The sequence below is a fragment of the Sorangium sp. So ce363 genome (genome assembly GCF_051520435.1).
Lineage (GTDB): Bacteria > Myxococcota_A > Polyangia > Polyangiales > Polyangiaceae > Sorangium > Sorangium cellulosum_B.
This window is the reverse complement of record NZ_CP150333.1, coordinates 11006257-11022858: the sequence shown is the minus strand read 5'-3', so window position 1 is coordinate 11022858 and position 16602 is coordinate 11006257. Positions and strand designations below refer to the sequence as shown.

Here is a 16602-nt window from a genome sequence, read left to right as displayed (position 1 = left end):
GCTCGGCCCCGCCTCGGGTCCGACCCGCTAGACCCCCCCAACCAAAAAACCAACGACCGACGGCCTCCACGCCCTTGACAGGGCACGCGCCGTCGCATCCTGGAGCTTTCCGACTCATGCACCTCAGGGAACTGAAGCAGAAACCGATGGCCGAGCTCGTCCAGATGGCGAAGGGGCTCAACATCGAGGGCGCTGCCGGGCTGCGCAAGCAGGAGGTCATCTTCGCTCTCCTGCAGGCCCACGCGGCGCAGGACCAGCCGGTCTACGGCGAGGGCGTGCTCGAATGCCTGCCCGACGGCTTCGGCTTCCTCCGGGCGCCGGACTACAACTACCTGCCGGGTCCGGACGACATCTACGTCTCGCCGTCCCAGATCCGGCGCTTCAACCTCCGCACCGGCGACAGCGTGAGCGGCTCCATCCGGCCGCCCAAGGAGCGCGAGGCGTACTTCGCGCTGCTCAAGGTCGACAAGATCAACGGCGAGCCCCCCGAGGTCGCTCGCGACAAGATCCTGTTCGACAACCTCACGCCCCTCTACCCGCAGCAGAAGTTCAACATCGAGAACGGGACGAAGAGCTTCTCGACCCGCATCATCGACATGCTCTGCCCCATCGGGAAGGGGCAGCGCTGCCTCATCGTCTCGCCGCCCCGCGCGGGCAAGACGGTGCTGCTCCAGCAGATCGCCAACGCGATCTCCGCGAACCACCCGGACACGACGCTGATCGTGCTGCTCATCGACGAGCGCCCGGAGGAGGTGACCGACATGCAGCGCACCGTGAAGGGCGAGGTGATCAGCTCGACCTTCGATGAGCCCCCGACGCGGCACGTGCAGGTCGCCGAGATGGTGATCGAGAAGGCGAAGCGCCTCGTCGAGCACAAGCACGACGTCGTGATCTTGCTGGACTCGATCACCCGCCTGGCGCGCGCGTACAACACGGTCGTCCCGCCGAGCGGCAAGATCCTCTCCGGCGGCGTCGACTCGAACGCGCTGCACAAGCCGAAGCGGTTCTTCGGCGCCGCGCGCAACGTCGAGGAGGGCGGCTCGCTGACCATCGTCGCCACCGCGCTCGTCGACACGGGCTCGCGCATGGACGAGGTCATCTTCGAGGAGTTCAAGGGCACGGGTAACAGCGAGATCCACCTGGATCGCAAGCTGATGGAGAAGCGGATCTTCCCCTGCCTCGACATCAACAAGAGCGCGACCCGCAAGGAAGAGCTGCTGCTGCCGGAGTGGATCCTCCAGCGCGTGTGGCTGCTCCGCCAGCTGCTGCACCCCCTCAACGTCATCGACTCGATGGAATTCCTCCTGGACAAGGTGAGCCGCACCGAGACCAATCAGGAATTCCTCGAGAGCATGAACCAGTAACGGCGCGTCCTAGGGGCGCTCCCGGCGGCCGTCGGGAGCGCTCTCTGTCACGCGAACGGTTCGCGCAGGGGCCCGCGCGCGCGCTCCTCGGGGCGAAGTCGTGTTAGCGTCTTCTGGTGACCGCGAAGGCGGAACAACGCACGAAGGCGCTGCAGGCTCGCGTAAAGGAGCTCGAGGCGCGCCTCGCCCACGCCGACAAGACGGTGCGGGCGCTCCGGGATGTCGGGCTGGCCCTTGGCAGCACCCTGGATCTCGACCAGCTCCTCGCGCTGATCCTGAACAAGATCACCGAGCTGCTCGACGCGGACCGAGCCACCCTCTACCTGCTCGACGAGCAGCGGCAGCGGCTTTTGTCGCGCATCATCATCGGCGAGGAGGCGCGCGCGATCGAGCTGCCCGTCGGCGCGGGGATCGCGGGCCACGTCGCCAAGATGGGGCGCACCGTCCGCGTGAAGGACGCCTACCGGGATCGCCGGTTCCAGCGCGACTGGGACGAGGTCACGGGGTACCGCACCCGCTCGATCCTCGCCGCGCCGATGAAGAACCACGTCGGCCGGACCATCGGGGTCATCCAGGTCCTGAACAAGCACGGGGAAGGGGAGTTCTCGGTCCACGACGAGGAGCTCCTGAGCGCGCTGGCGACGCAGGCGGCCGTCTCGATCGACAACTCGCGGCTGTTCCTCTCGGTGATCCAGAAGAACACGCAGCTCGTGGAGACCAAGGAGCAACTCGAGCACCGCGTGAGCGACCTCAAGCTGCTCTTCGACCTCGAGAGCGCGATGGGCCGCGCGACCACGATGGAGGACCTCGCGCGCGCGGTCATCACGGAGGCCGGCAGGGCGTGCGAGGCGCGGGCGGGGGGGATGCTCGTCGACGAGATCGAGGGCGGGCTGTTCCTCTACTTCTTCGATCTCACGGCGTTCGACGGGGGCGGCGCGCCGCCCCGCGCGCCCGCCCTCGGAGAGGAGCCGGACGGCGTCGTGGTCGGGGCCGCCCCGTGGCCGGCGGTGAAGCGCATCGCGATGCGCCGCGGCGAAGGGGTGGTCGGGCGCGCCATGGTGAACAACGAGGCGGTGTGCTTCTCGCGCGAGGGCGGGGGCCGGGATCCGGACGACACGCTCGTGTCGCCGCGGCTCGCCCAGCTCGTCGGCGCGGAGCTCAGGACGGCGATCGCCGTGCCGCTCGAGGGCGAGGACGCGGTGCCGATCGGCTCCATGGCCCTCTACAACTCCAGGAACCCCCACGGCTTCTCGAAGGACGATCGCGCGCTGCTGCGGCTCGTGTCGGCGAACGCGTCGACCGCGCTGCGCCTGTTCCGGTCGCGCCTCGAGCGGGAGCAGAGCGAGCGGCTCACCACGATCGGGCGCCTGCTCTCGGGCGTGATGCACGACATGCGCACGCCGCTCACGGTGATCAGCGGTTACGTCCAGCTCATGGCCGGCGCTCCCGACGCGGCGACGAGGGAGGACCACGCGCGGCTGATCCTCAAGCAGTTCGACGTCATCAGCGCGATGCAGCGCGAGGTGCTGGAGTTCGCGCGCGGCGAGCGGAGCATCCTCGTGCGCAAGGTCTACTTGACCAAGTTCTTCGGCGACATCGAGAAGCAGCTGGAGCACGAGCTCGCCGGGACCGGCGTCTCGCTCTCCCTGGAGCTCGACGACCGAGGGACCGCGCGGTTCGACGAGGCGAAGATGACGCGGCTCCTGCACAACCTGGTCCGCAACGCGGTCGAGGCGATGCGGCCAGGCGGGGGCACGGTGACGATCCGCGCCTACCGCGACGGGGGCGACCTCGCGATCTGCGTCGCGGACACCGGGAAGGGGATCCCCAAGGAGATCCAGGGCCGCCTCTTCCAGTCGTTCGTCACCTCCGGCAAGCGCGGCGGCACCGGCCTCGGGCTCGCGATCGTGAAGAAGATCGTCGACGAGCACGCCGGGACGATCACGGTCGCGTCGTCCGACAAGGGCGCGAAGTTCACCATCCGCCTGCCCCAGGAGAGCGCGCCGTCGCGGTCTTCCGGGACCGCAGGGGGGCAGCCCCAGCTGGTGTCGACGGACGGCAGCTCGGCGACCAAGGCGCGCGCGAGCGTCGCGCCGGTCGTCCACGAGGGCATCCCCCGCCGCAGGCCGGCGGGCTCAGCTCCCTCCGTCACCCCCGTGAACGAGCGGGGCCGACGCTCGTCCAGCAACGGCTCGGACGCCTGACGCGCTCCCGCCGCTTGCGCGAGGCGCACCCGATGGAGAGACTCGAACGGTGTCCCAGCTCCGCCTGAAGCTCCTCGAGCCGCACCGGACGTCGCTCGAGAAGTGCGTCTACTGCCCCAAGCTCTCCCGCGCCGCCTGCCCCGTGTCGAACGTCGAGGCCAACGAGACGGTGACGCCGTGGGGGAAGATGTCGATGGCGTACTTCGCCGCGCGCGGCGACGTGCCGCTCGACGAAGGCCACGCGGATCCAGCCTGGGCGTGCTCCGCGTGCTTCGGGTGCCGCGAGCGCTGCGATCACAAGAACGAGGTGGCCACCGTGCTGACGGATGCGCGCGCGGAGCTCTTCGCGCGCGATCTCGCGCCGGAGGGGGCCAGGCGCGTGGCAAAGCGCTTTTCGGCCCGCGAGGAGGACCGCGCCGGTGAGCTCGACGCGCGCTCTCGATCGGCCGTGGCCGCGCCTGACGCGGTCCACGTGCTGCTCGGCTGCGGCTACGAGCGCCACGCGCCGGACGTCGCCCGCGACGCGCTCGACGCGACCGAAGCGCTGGCGGGCGCCCCGACCCGCCCGGTGCGCGCCTGCTGCGGGTTGCCGCTCCTGTACGCCGGCGATCGTCCGGGCTTCGAGGCCGCCGCGCGGCGGCTCGCCGCGGAGGTCGCGCCCGGGGGGCGCTTCGTCGCCGTCGATCCCGGGTGCGCGCGCGCCGTGCGCGTCGAGTACCCGCGCGCGGGGGTGAGCGTGAAGGCCCCGGAGCTGTTCGTCGATCTCGCGCGCTCGTCGCTCGACAGGCTGCAGCGATCGGCGTCGGAGCGGCGGGTGCGCTACCACGATCCCTGCCAGCTCGGGCGCGGCCTCGATCGCTACGACGCGCCCCGGGAGATCCTCGCCCGCATCACGGGGCGCCCGCCGGAGGAGTTCATCCACCGCCGCGAGCACGCCGACTGCAGCGGCGGCGGCGGCCTGCTGCCCGCGACGCGTCCCGCGTCGTCCGCCGCCATCGCCGACGCCAGGATCGCGGAGCACCGCGCGCTCGGCGGCGGGCTGCTCGTGACGCACTGCGCGCAGAGCCTCCAGCGGTTCAGGACGCGGGGCGAGCCGGCGGAGGACCTCGCGAGCCTCGTCGCGCGGGCCGTCGCGCCGCGATGACCGCGCCGCCGCCAGCCGCGGACGAGGCGCGCGGCGGCGCCTCGGGGCCGGAGGAGCGCGCGCCCCAGAAGCGGCGCACGGTCGCGGGGAGGCTCCTCGCGAGCTACCTCGTGGTGCTCGCCGCCTTCGCGCTGACCGTCGGCTGGAGCGTCCAGGCGCTGCGGGCGGCCTCGCGCGACGCCCAGCTGCTGCGCGCCGGGTACGTCCCGCTGCTGCTCCGCATCGGCGAGGTCCTGGCCGAGCAGAACGTCTTCAACGCCCAGCTCAACCACATCACCGCCGCGAAGAACCCGGGGGACGTGCGCGAGTGGATCGAGACCGCGAGGCGGACCCGTCCGCTCGCGTTCTCGATCGTCAAGGACGCCGCCCGGGCGCTCGCCGGCGCCGATGAGAAGGCGACCGGCGGGGACGCCAGCGTCGGGCAGGCGGCCGCGTCGTCCGGCGTCCGCCGGTTCAGCGACGAGGTCGCGGCCGAGGTGGCGGCGATCGAGCGGCTCGTCGGCGCCAGCCCGGAGCGGTTCGCCCAGCTCTTCCAGGCGCTCGCCGTCGGCGACCGCGACCTCGCCGAGCGCACGCGCGACGAGCTGGTCAAGCGAGAGGTCGAGGGCGCGCAGCGGCTACGGGCGATCAGGAGCCGCGTCGAGGGGCAAATGCAGAGCCTCACCGACGAGGCGGAGCTGCGCGAGGAGCGCTCGATGCACCTGCTCCTCGGGCTGGGCGTGCTGACGCTCCTCGTCGGCGTGATGATGTCGCTGTACGCGCGGCGCGTGCTCGCCCCGCTGACCGCGGTCACCGAGCGGGCCAACGCCGTCGCGCGCGGCGACCTCACCCCGAAGCAGGCGCTCGCGACGAACGACGAGATCGGCGAGCTCGCGACGACGTTCGAGGACATGGTCGCCGCGATCCGCCGCGCGCGCGCCGAGCTCGTGAACGCCGAGCGGCTGGCGGCGATCGGGAAGATGGCCGCGCACGTCACGCACGAGATCAGGAACCCGCTGTCGTCGATCGGGCTGAACCTCGAGCTGCTCGAGGAGGAGGTGGCGCGCGCCTCCGCCGCGGACACCCCTGACGCGGAGCTCAGGCCGGTGATGAAGGAGTCGGCGCAGCTCGTCACCGCCATCCGGGCCGAGGTGGACCGCCTGTCTCGCATCGCGGAGCAGTACCTCAGCGTCGCCCGCCGCCCCCGCCCGCGCCTGGAGCCAGAGCGGGTGGACGACCTGGTGCAGGAGCTGGTGGCGTTCGTGAGGCCCGAGCTCGACCGAGCCGGCGTCGCGGTTCGCGTCGAGGTGGAGGAGGCGGGGCCCGAGCTCCTCCTCGACGAGTCGCAGATCCGTCAGGCGCTCCTGAATTTGCTCCGCAACGCGCGCGAGGCGATGCCGAAGGGCGGCGAGATCGTCGTGAGCGTCAGCTTCTCGAGCGGCGCCGCGACCATCGCGGTCGACGACACGGGCCCCGGCGTGCCGGAGGAGCTGCGCGCGTCGATCTTCGACCCCTTCTTCACGACGAAGCAGCGCGGTACGGGGCTCGGGCTCGCCGTCACGCGGGACATCATCGAGGCGCACGGCGGCACGATCTCGTGCGAGCCGCGCGAGGCGGGGGGAACGCGGTTCCGGATCGTGCTGCCAGCCGGGCGCTCACCCGCCCAGGGCCGCGCCGCGGACGCGGTGCTGTGAGCCGCGCCGGCCGCCGCGCGCTCGCGCGTCGGAGAGCGGCACGTCCGACGCGGAGCCGCTGCGCGCGGCCTATTTCGGCATGTCCAGGTACTCGAGGGCATACCCCATGAGGAGGAAGCCCACGACGGCGAACAGGATCGCCGCGAGCACATAGACGATGGTTCGAAGCGTTCGCGCTGGCGGCGGCGCCGGAGGCCGCTGCTCGATCGGCTCTGGCTCACCGGCGGTGGTGGGCCCCAGGCTCGCCGAGCCCATGCTTGGCCGCACGGGTTTGTAGACGAGCGTCGGACCCTGGCCGGTCGTCGACCCGCCCGAGCTGTCCTCGGAGAAATCCGGGAGCGTCCGCGGCGTCACGGGGTGGGACACGAGCGGGGGCACGAGCTCTCGGGCCACGTTGTTGAGCACCATGGTGCCGTTCGGGCCGGTCCATTGGACGGGCGCCACCGCCGTCTGTACGCCCGGCGCGCGCCCGCCAGGCATGTACGGCGGGAGCTGGCCCTCGTTCTGCGTGAGCGGCGGCTCCACGAGGGGGTGGGCCGCCCGCTCAGGCTCGCCGTGCGGGCGCACGGCCTCGACCCGCGGTTGCGCCCCCGGGTCGGTCGCCGTGCGGATCAAGATGGGGTCGACCGGCGGCACCGGGAGCTTGACCGCGCCGGAGGACGGGGGCTTGTAGCTCTGGTGCGCTGGCGGGATGGGCGAGCTGCGCGCATGGCCGGAGGCGCTGCTTGCCGGCAGCGTGGAGATGGGTGAGCCGCTGACCGGATGGCTGGAGCTCCTCGCGGGCCGCAGCTCCCGCCAGGCAGTGAGCCCCTCGAGCGCGCTCTGGAAGCGGTCCGCGGGCTCCCGCGCCAGCCCCTTCGCGAGGAACGCCTCGAGCCGCGGGTCGACGGGCCCATCCATCGCCTCGGCCAGCGTCCGCGCGGCGGTCTTCTGCTTCATCTCGACCATGATGAGCAGGTTGCGCGCCTGGTAAGGCAGCTGGCCGCTCATCGACTGGTAAATCATCGTGGCGCAGGCGTAGATGTCCGCGCGGTGGTCGACCGTCTTCGCCTTGCCGATCTGCTCGGGCGGCATGAACGAGAACGTGCCCAGGCTCTGGCCCATCTCGGTCAGGGTCTCTGCTCCCATCTCCTTCGGCAGCTTGGAGATGCCGAAGTCGAGGATCTTGACCCGCTTCGACCCGTCGGGGCGCGCCTCGATGTACACGTTCGACGGCTTCAGATCGCGGTGGATGATCCCCGCGCGGTGCGCGTCGGCGAGCCCCATCCAGACCTGCTCGATGATCGGGTGAAGCTCCTCGAAATCGATCGGTCCCGTCCGCTTCAGCCGATCGATCAGCGACTCGCCCTCGAGCAGCTCGAACACGAGGACGATGCCGTGCTCGGGGTCCTCCTCGACGTCGAGGATCTCGGTGACGTGATCGCTGTTGATGGATCCCGCGGCGCGCGCCTCGCGCCGGAACCGCTCGGCCGCGGACGACTTGGCCTTCGACTCCGCGCGCAGGAGCTTGATCGCCACCTGACGGCCGGTGCGGATGTTCTCCGCGGCGAACACCTCGCCCATGCCGCCGCGGCCGAGCTGGCGGATGATGCGATACCGGTTCGCAACGACGGTTCCAGCTTCGAGCTCCAAGCGCGCCCTCGCCACAGAGTATCCTCCGCGCCGATGCAGAGGATCAAATTCTCCGGCGCGAACGAGGTGATCCGACCGTAAGCCGCCGGATGCCGGTCGTGGGCCGCCGTCGCTCTTCCCGGGGCCGAGCGCGGCGGAAGAGCCGCAGGATCGAGCTCTTCCGTGGGTTCTCCTCCCCTTCGCCGAGGAGCAGGCGCCGCCCCGTCGCGCGCGGTGTCCTCGCGTCGGTCGCAGGGGCACGGCCGCGCCCCTGCGCCGCCGCGGGGCTCACTCCTCTTCTTGCTGGCGGAGCTTCGCCATGACGCTCAGGTCCTCGAGCGTCGAGGTATCGCCGGTCAGCTCTCGACCAGCGGCGACGTCCTTCAGGAGCCGGCGCATGATCTTGCCGCTGCGTGTCTTCGGCAGGGCGTCCGCGAAGCGGATCGCGTCGGGGCGCGCGAACTTGCCGATCTCCTTGGCGACGTGCTCGCCGAGCTTTGCCTGGAGCTCCGGCCCGGCCTTCACCCCCGGCCGGAGCGAGACGAACACCACGAGCGCCTGCCCCTTGAGGTCGTCCGGGCGACCGACCGCGGCCGCCTCTGCGACGGAGGGGTGAGACACGAGCGCGCTCTCGATCTCGGCCGTCCCGATGCGGTGGCCGGCCACGTTCAGCACGTCGTCGATGCGGCCGACGACCCAGAAGTAGCCGTCCTCGTCGCGGCGCGCGCCGTCGCCGGTGAAGTAGCAGCCCTCGATGTCGCTGAAGTATGTTTTGCGGAAGCGCTCGTCGTCGCCCCACACCGTGCGCAGCATCGACGGCCACGCCTGCTTCAGGACGAGCAGCCCGCCCTCGCCCGCCGCGACGGGCTTGCCGTCCTTCGTCACGACCTCGGGCACGACGCCGAACATCGGCAGCCCGGTCGACCCCGGCTTCGAGGACGACGCGCCGGGCAGCGTGGTCATCATGATCGAGCCCGTCTCCGTCTGCCACCAGGTGTCCACGATCGGGCAGCGGCCGCCGCCGATGGTCCGGTGGTACCAGACCCACGCCTCGGGGTTGATCGGCTCGCCGACCGAGCCGAGGAGCCTGAGGCTCGACAGATCGCTCTTCGCGGGCCACTCGTCGCCCTGCCGCATGAAGGCGCGGATGGCCGTGGGGGCGGTGTAGAGGATCGTGACCCCGTGCTTCTCGATCAGCCGCCAGAAGCGGCCCCAGTCGGGGAAGTTCGGGGCGCCTTCGTACATGAGGCACGTCGCGCCGTTCGAGAGCGGGCCGTACACGATGTAGCTGTGGCCCGTCACCCAGCCGACGTCGGCGGTGCACCAGTAGACGTCGTCGTCGCGCAGATCGAAGACGTACTTCGTCGTGACGTGCGCGCCGACCAGGTAGCCGGCGGTCGTGTGGAGCACCCCCTTGGGCTTCCCGGTCGAGCCGCTCGTGTAGAGGATGAAGAGCGGGTGCTCGGCGTCGACGACCGTCGGCTCGCAGGCCGGGGCGGCCCCGGCGAGCAGGTCGTGCCAGAAGACGTCGCGGCCCTCCGTCATCTGCACCTCGCAGCGCTCCTTGCCGAGGTGCTGGTACACGACGACGCGCGTCGCGCTCTTCGCCTCCGGCTGCGCGAGCGCCTTGTCGACGGTTGCCTTCAGCGGCACGACCTGCCCGCGCCGGTACGCGCCGTCCTGCGTGATGACGAGCTTGGCCTGGCTGTCGTGGATGCGGTCGCGGAGCGCGTCCGCGGCGAAGCCGCCGAACACGACGGTGTGCACCGCGCCGAGGCGCGCGCACGCGAGCATCGCCACGGCGACCTCGGGGACCATGCCCATGTAGATCGCGACCCGGTCCCCCTTCTCGATGCCCAGCCGCTTGAGCGCGTTGGCGAGCAGCAGCGTCTCGCGGTGGAGCTGGGCGTAGGTCAGCGTGCGCGTGGCGCCGTGCTCACCTTCCCAGATGATGGCGGCCTTGTTCTTGGTGGCCGTCGTCAGGTGTCGATCGAGGCAGCTCTCCGTGACGTTGAGGGTGGCGCCGAGGAACCACTTGGCGTGCGGCAAGGACCAGTCGCTGGTCGTGGTCCACGGCGTGCGGAACACGAGGTCGCTCGTCTCCCGGCGCCAGAACGCGTCCGGCTGCTCGATGCTCTCGCGGTAGAGCGCCTCGTAGGTCGCCTGCGCGCCGACGCGCGCACGACGCGAGAACTCGGCCGGCGGCTCGAACCGGCGCGTCTCCTTGAGCAACGACGTGATGGCATCCTGCGACATGGTCACCCCTTGAGGGGACGGCGGCAGCCGATCCCCGGCTGACGTTGAAGGGAACGGCGGCAGCCGATCCCCGGCTGACGTTGAAGGGAACGGCGGCAGCCGATCCCCGGCTGACATGATTGAAGAGGACGGCAGCAGCCGATCCCCGGCCCACGCTCCCCGCTGGAGAGCGCGGCGAACCCTCGACGACTCGCCGCGAGGGCGTGCGAGGATACATCCGTCAAGCGGCAGAACAAGGATGGAACGAGCGGCCGGGATCGACAGAGGCCGATCACCAGAACGCATAGCCGGCGTGCAAGCTGCCTCCCAGCTGCAGCAGCACGGCCGAGTACAGCGTGACGTCGTCCTCGTCGCGGTTCTTGTAGCTGATGCCGCGCGACGACTGGAAGTAGCTGTCGAGCGAGAACCCGAGGAGCACGCCGCCGAGGTCCAGCTCGGCGCCCACCTCGGAGAACACGAACGCGTTCACCCCGGCGGCCTTCTGGCACAGGCCATTGCAGATGTCTCCGTCCTGCGTCTTGATGCTGTCGAACTTCACGGAATCGTAGGTGAGACCGCCCCCGATCGAGCCCACGAACCGCCAGGTCTGCCCAGGGGTCATCAGGCGGACGTTCAGCCCGAGGCGCGTCGAGCCGAGCGTGTAACTGGCGTTCGGGTAAGCGGGGTCGTCCGAGCCGGTCGCGATGTTCGCGTACTGGAGCATCACGTCGAACGCCGCGGGGGTGTTCACGCGGTATCCGACCCGGATCGAGCCAGCCCCGCCGCTGTTCGCCTCCGGCGCCGGGAAGGCTCGCGGGTGGCCGAGCGGCCAGAGCAACGACGCGGCGCCGATCACATAGTAGCCCTGCGGCGGGAGCGAGAGGGGCACCGGCTTCGGCGGAGGGGGCAGGGGCGGCGTGAACGGCTGCGCCGCCGGGGTCGCGGGGGCCCTGTCCGGGACCAGCGCGAGCTTCACCTTCTTGTCGCGCTCGCCGCTCACCACGGTGACGCTCTCGTCAGCGCTCGCGTGCCCCTCGGCGCGCGCGCCGATGCGGTGCACCCCCGGCCCGAGCTCCACGACCCGCGTCCCCGAGGACGAGGGGGGCTGCTCCTCGCCGTCGATGATCAGCGTGGCGGTCTGTGGGCTGAGCTCGATCGTGAGATGGGCGAGGAGCGCGCGCATCTCCTCGATGGCGCTGCGCGCCGTCTTCTCGTCGCCCTCATCCATCGTGTCGCGGTGCTGCGCGAGCGCGCGCTCGAGCGCCGCGATGGCCCTCGGGTAGTTGAAGAGGGCCTTCTCGGCGAGCGCGATGTTGAACAGGGGGCTGGCCTTCGGCCTCTCCTTGTAGGCCGCCTCGAACTCGACGACCGCGGCCCGGTAGTTCCTGTCCTGGAACAGCTTGATGCCGTTCTCCATGTGCTGCCGGTACGGCTCGACCTGCGCGAGCGCCGGCGAGAGCTGCACGGCCAGGCCGAGCGTCGCCGCGCAGAGCGCCAGCGTGAGTCGTCCGTGTGATCTGCCCAATCCCGCCTCAGTCGACCTTGAGCTGCAAACCAGCCGCGACCCCCGCCGGCTTCGGCGTCGCGACCACCGGGGTGGCCTGCGCCGGACCGGCGGCCTTCGCCCCGGCGCCCGTGCCCCTGGGGCGCGCAGCGAAGGGGAGCGCCGTTGCCTTCTTCGGGATCGGCTCGGCTTTGGGCGCCGGGGCGGGCGCCGCGGTCGCGGCCTCGGCCGCAGGCGGCGCCGGTGTCACCGCCGGCAGCGGGTGGAGCAGGACGTCGATCGGGGAGCTGCCGTCCTGGAGCGTCACCTCCTTGTCCACGGGCGTGTAGCCGGAGGCCTCGATCCGCACACGCTTCGTCTCGCCCGTGCGGCCGCGCAGCGTGCGGTCGGCCAGCGCCGCGCCGTCGACGGTGAAGAGGGCGCCCTCGGCGTTCGTCCGGAGCTCGACCGAGACCTGGGTGGGCAGCGCAGGCGCGGTGGCCACCGTGCCCGCCTCCGGCGAGCGGCGCGCGTGAAGGACCGCGCCGGCGAGCCCGCCAACCAGCGCGACCAGCGCCACCGCGGCGAACGCGAGCCGCCGCGGGCCGCGCGCGCCCGTGGGCCCGCTGCTCGACCAGCCCACCTTCGAGCCGCTCCCGTGCACCTCGAGCGTCGGATCCAGCCCGATGCTCGGATCCCCCGGCGTCTGCTTCGCCGGCGTCTGCCCGAGGGCGCCAGGAGCGCTCGTCGTGTGCGCTCCGAGCTCGTCGCTCGAGCTGCGCCGTGACGCGAGGAGCCCGCCGGCGCCGGCGACCAGGGCGTCGAGGAAATCTCGCGCGGAGGAGAACCTCGCGTCCCTGTCCCGCGTGAGCGCCTTCGCGATCACGCGCGCGATCGGCTCGGGGACGGCCGGGTTGCTCATCCGCACGTCGAGGGCGTCCTTCATGCAGATGTTGACGATCACCTGCTCGTACGAGCTGCCGCTGTGCGGCGGGTGTCCCGTGAGGCACTCGTAGAGGATCGCGCCGACGGCCCAGAGATCGGTCCTGCCGTCCACGTCGGGCATCGCCTGCGCCTGCTCCGGCGACATGTAGAACGGCGTTCCGAGCACCGTGCCCTGCCGGGTCAACGTGTGGGCCGGAGCGCCGTCGGCGCGGCGCACCTTCGAGATGCCGAAGTCCAGGATCTTGGCGAAGTTCGGGTCGTCGTCGCGGTCGACCAGGAAGACGTTGTCCGGCTTGAGGTCACGGTGGACGATGCCCGCCTCGTGGGCGCGGTGGAGGCCGCGGAGGAGCTGCGCGGTCACGTGGAGCGCCTCGCCGAGATCGAGCCTGCCGCAGCGCCGGATGCGGTGGCCCAGATCCTCGCCGCGGAGCAGCTCCATGACGAGGAAGGGGATGTCGTCGGCGAAGCCGGCGTCGAAGATCTCGACGATGTGCGCGCTCTCCACGGCGCTCGCCGCCTGCGCCTCGCGGTGGAACCGTGCCACCGCGTCCTTGTTCTGCGCGAGATCGGCGTCGACGAACTTCATCGCGACGCGCTTGCCGATGGCGGTATTCACCGCCTCGTAGACCGTGCCCATCCCGCCACGCCCGATCGTCCGTACGATTTCGTACTTCTGAACCCGCTTTCCGACGAGCGCCCCCTCGACCAGCTGGGTCGCTGCGGCGGTGGTGTCGGTGCTGCTAGGCATGGCGGTTCGACGTGGGGGAAGCGGATGAAGCCCGTGAAGCCCTTTGGACGAACCGCATCAAAGAAAGCTGCGCCCCGTCCCCGCGCGGCAGCTTATCACCTCCTCACGCCGGGGTGCACCTTCGCCGGCGGGGCCCGAGGGGTGCGTCCGACGAGGATTCTCCGTCGTACCTCAGCCACCCTCATCCGCCTCAGCGCGGCATGGGAGGTGCGTCTGCGCTCGGCGCCTCGCCGAGGCGCGGATCGAGCCCCCCCTCCTTGTCCAGGGCCGAGAGGTCGCTGAATCCGCCGATGCTGGCTCCATTGATGAAGATCTGAGGAACCGTCCGCTGCCCGGAGGCCTTGACCAGCCAGGCGCGGAGGTCATCGCGGTTCTCCACGTTGATCTCCGTGAAGCGCGCCTGCTTCTGCGTCAGCAGGCGCTTCGCCATGGCGCAGTATGGGCAGTAGTCGGTGACGTAGATGGTGACTTCGGCTGCTTGCATGGGCATCTCGTCCTCTTTCCTTTCCCGGGCAGGCCAAAGATGCAAGCGCACAGGGCTCCACCTTGCGGTAGGCTGCGCGCATGGCCGAGAAAGAGGGCACGATTCACCTCGATCGCTATACCGGCGACGCGAAGCAGGTCGTCGCCGGCGCACAGCAGATCGCGGACGAGCGCCAGCACGCGGAGGTCACGCCGCTGCACCTGCTCATGAGGTTGCTGGAGCGCGATCGGGGCGTGTCCGAGGTCTTTCGGCGGGCGGGCGCCGACCCGAACGAGGTGCTCCAGCTCGCCGAGAACGCCCTGAAGAAGCTGTCCAGGGCGGGCAGCAGCGGTGTTGCGTACGTGAGCCCTCGCCTGCTCGATCTGCTCGGGCGCGCCGAGCGGGAGGCGACCCGGGACAAGTCGCAGAACGTGGGCATCGAGCACCTGTTGCACGCGCTCGCCCAGGAGATCCGCGGGCCTGCCGGGGAGATCCTCTCTTCGTTCGGCATCGGTCCGGGCGCGTTCCGGCCGCACCTCGGGGCGCTGGAGGCGGCCTCGCGGGAGCCCTCGCCCGCGCCGGCCAACGCGGCCGAGCCGGGTCAACCCGCGCCCTACACGCGGGACCTCGTCGCGGACGCGCGCGAGGGGCGGTTCGACCCGGTCATCGGCCGTGACGTCGAGGCGCGCCGCTTGCTGCAGATCCTCGAGCGGCGGTTCAAGAACCACCCCCTCATCGTCGGCGAGCCCGGCGTGGGCAAGACCGCGCTCATCCGGGGCCTGGCCGACCGGATCGCGCACGGCGACGTGCCCACGAACCTCGCGGGCGCCCACCTCTACGAGCTCGACACCGGCGCGCTCGTCGCCGGGGCGAAGCTCCGCGGGGAGATCGAGCAGCGCCTCAAGGTCCTGGTCGATCGGCTGCGCGGCGAGCAGGACGCGGAGAGCATCCTCGTCGTCGAGGATCTCGACGCGCTCTTCGGCCAGGGGGTGCAGGGCGCCGGCGTGGGCGAGCTCCTGAAGCCGCTCCTGTCGCGCGGGGAGATCCGGATCATCGCCACGACGACGCCCGAGGGCGTGCGCAAGATCAACGAGCGCGATCCCGGGATCATCCGGCGGTTCTCGACGATCACGCTGGAGGCGCCGAGCATCGATCAGGCGACGGAGATCCTGCGCGGGATCGCCACGAAGTACGAGGCCCACCACCGCGTCCGGGTGGGGGAGAGCGCCATCACCTCGGCGGTCGCGCTGGCCAAGCGGTACATCTCGGATCGCGCGCTCCCCGACACGGCGGTGGACCTGCTCGACGAGACGTCCGCCCGCAAGCGGGTGGAGGTCGACGGCGTGCCGGCCGAGCTCGACACGCTGACCCGGCGTGTCGACGCGCTCCGCGCCCAGATCGCCGCGCTCGCGGACGACGACGACAAGCTCAGCGCCCAGACCCGCGCGCGCCTGGAGGCGGAGCTCGCGGAGATCGAGCCGAAGGCGTCGTCGATGCGCAGCCGCAACGCGTCGCGCCGCGGCGTCATCGCGGCGTGCCAGGCCATCCGCCGGGAGCTCGTCGCCGCGACGGAGGCCTTGAAGGCTGCCCAGCGCGACAAGGCGTTCGCCAAGATCGGCGAGCTCGAGCACGTCACGCTCCCGGAGATCAGGCGGCGGCTCCAGGCCGCGGAGGAGGCCGCGCAGCGGGAGGGGGTCGCGCCGACCTCGAACGTCGTCGCCGAGTCGGACGTGGCGGCGACGCTCAACGACTGGACCGGCATCCCGGTGGCCAAGATGCTCGAGGGCGAGGCCGAGAAGCTCCTCAAGATGGAGGCGCGGCTCGCGCAGCGGGTGGTGGGTCAGGACGAGGCGGTGCGCGCGATCGCGAAGGCGGTGCGCCGCGGGCGCGTCGGCCTGCGCGATCCGGGCAAGCCGATCGGCTCGTTCCTGTTCCTCGGCCCGAGCGGCGTCGGCAAGACGGAGCTCGCGAAGGCGCTCGCCGAGTTCCTGTTCGACGACGAGCAGGCGCTGACGCGCATGGACATGAGCGAGTTCATGGAGCGCCACATGGCCCAGCGCCTGATCGGGGCGCCCCCGGGCTACGCGGACAGCGAGCAGGGCGGCTTCCTCACCGAGGCCGCCCGGCGCCGGCCGTACAGCGTGCTCCTGTTCGACGAGGTCGAGAAGGCGCACGCGGACGTGTTCAACCTGCTGCTCCAGATCCTCGACGACGGCCGGCTCACCGACGGCCGCGGGCGGCTCGCCGACTTCTCGAACACGGTCGTCATCATGACCTCGAACATCGGGTCGAAGCGCGTGCTCGAGACCGACGCCAAGCTCTGGACCACGGAGGACGGGCGCGAGGCGATCCGCGACGTCCTGCTCGAGGAGCTGCGCGGGTTCTTCCGCCCCGAGTTCCTGAACCGGGTCGACGATATCGTCGTCTTCAAGGCGCTCAGCAAGGAGGACCTCCGGGGCATCGTCGACATCCAGCTCCGTCGGCTGGAGCAGCTGCTCACGGACAAGGACATCCGCCTCGCCCTCACGGACGCCGCGAAGGCCCGGCTCGTCGAGCTCGGCTACGAGCCGAGCCTCGGCGCTCGCCCGCTGAAGCGGGCGATCCTGCGCGAGCTCCAGAACCCGCTCGCCGAGACCATCCTCGCCGGCGGGTACCAGCCCGGCCAGACGATGCAGGTCGACGTGGTCGACGAGAAGTTCGTCTTCACCAAGGCGTGAGGGCGAAACAGGCGC

The 16602-nt window shown here is 71.2% G+C and carries 10 protein-coding genes; 5 read left to right on the top strand and 5 right to left on the bottom strand.

Annotation, left to right across the window (positions count from 1 at the left end; all coding sequences use genetic code 11):
• Positions 1-116 precede the first annotated feature (116 nt).
• The 4 genes from rho (at position 117) to WMF12_RS41415 (ending at position 6385) form a co-directional block, all read left to right on the top strand.
• Positions 117-1364 (top strand): transcription termination factor Rho, encoded by a 1248-nt coding sequence (rho, locus tag WMF12_RS41430; protein WP_012240541.1) that lies wholly within the window; start codon positions 117-119, stop codon positions 1362-1364.
• Positions 1365-1480: 116 nt separating this feature from the next.
• Positions 1481-3568 carry a GAF domain-containing protein gene (locus tag WMF12_RS41425; protein WP_437854180.1) on the top strand — a complete coding sequence of 696 codons (2088 nt, stop codon included), beginning with the start codon at positions 1481-1483 and terminating at the stop codon, positions 3566-3568.
• 49 nt (positions 3569-3617) lie between these two features.
• Positions 3618-4712 carry a (Fe-S)-binding protein gene (locus tag WMF12_RS41420; RefSeq protein WP_437854178.1) on the top strand — a complete coding sequence of 365 codons (1095 nt, stop codon included), beginning with the start codon at positions 3618-3620 and terminating at the stop codon, positions 4710-4712.
• Positions 4709-6385: an ATP-binding protein gene (locus tag WMF12_RS41415; protein WP_437854176.1), complete on the top strand. Its 1677-nt coding sequence runs from the start codon at positions 4709-4711 to the stop codon at positions 6383-6385. The genes WMF12_RS41420 and WMF12_RS41415 overlap by 4 nt, the downstream gene beginning before the upstream one ends.
• A gap of 69 nt (positions 6386-6454) precedes the next feature.
• Here the strand turns inward: WMF12_RS41415 and WMF12_RS41410 are convergent, their stop codons facing one another.
• The 5 genes from WMF12_RS41410 to grxC all read right to left on the bottom strand — a co-directional run bounded on the left by WMF12_RS41410 (position 6455) and on the right by grxC (position 13891).
• The gene (locus WMF12_RS41410) at positions 6455-8017 is read right to left on the bottom strand and encodes a serine/threonine protein kinase (RefSeq protein WP_437854174.1); all 1563 of its coding nucleotides are present in this window, start codon (positions 8015-8017) and stop codon (positions 6455-6457) included.
• 267 nt (positions 8018-8284) lie between these two features.
• Complete coding sequence (gene acs / locus WMF12_RS41405; protein WP_437742257.1) at positions 8285-10252, bottom strand: acetate--CoA ligase; 1968 nt, start codon at positions 10250-10252, stop codon at positions 8285-8287.
• Between the two features lie 271 nt (positions 10253-10523).
• The gene (locus WMF12_RS41400; protein ID WP_437854172.1) at positions 10524-11756 is read right to left on the bottom strand and encodes a hypothetical protein; all 1233 of its coding nucleotides are present in this window, start codon (positions 11754-11756) and stop codon (positions 10524-10526) included.
• A 7-nt stretch (positions 11757-11763) separates the two neighbouring features.
• A complete protein-coding gene (locus WMF12_RS41395) occupies positions 11764-13407 on the bottom strand; it encodes a serine/threonine-protein kinase (RefSeq protein ID WP_437854170.1) in 1644 nt (547 codons plus the stop codon).
• Between the two features lie 190 nt (positions 13408-13597).
• Entirely contained in the window at positions 13598-13891 is a 294-nt protein-coding gene (gene grxC, locus WMF12_RS41390; protein WP_044966993.1) for a glutaredoxin 3, read from the bottom strand.
• A gap of 80 nt (positions 13892-13971) precedes the next feature.
• Here grxC and WMF12_RS41385 point away from each other — a divergent pair, with 80 nt between their 5' ends.
• A complete protein-coding gene (locus WMF12_RS41385; RefSeq protein ID WP_437854168.1) occupies positions 13972-16587 on the top strand; it encodes an ATP-dependent Clp protease ATP-binding subunit in 2616 nt (871 codons plus the stop codon).
• Positions 16588-16602: the final 15 nt, after the last annotated feature.

Coding starts and splice junctions, on each gene's coding strand:
- WMF12_RS41385 (WP_437854168.1), top strand. CDS start 13,972: ATGGCCGAGAAAGAGGGCACGATTCACCTCGATCGCTATACCGGCGAC.
- WMF12_RS41395 (WP_437854170.1), bottom strand. CDS start 13,407: ATGCCTAGCAGCACCGACACCACCGCCGCAGCGACCCAGCTGGTCGAG.
- rho (WP_012240541.1), top strand. CDS start 117: ATGCACCTCAGGGAACTGAAGCAGAAACCGATGGCCGAGCTCGTCCAG.
- grxC (WP_044966993.1), bottom strand. CDS start 13,891: ATGCAAGCAGCCGAAGTCACCATCTACGTCACCGACTACTGCCCATAC.
- acs (WP_437742257.1), bottom strand. CDS start 10,252: ATGTCGCAGGATGCCATCACGTCGTTGCTCAAGGAGACGCGCCGGTTC.
- WMF12_RS41415 (WP_437854176.1), top strand. CDS start 4,709: ATGACCGCGCCGCCGCCAGCCGCGGACGAGGCGCGCGGCGGCGCCTCG.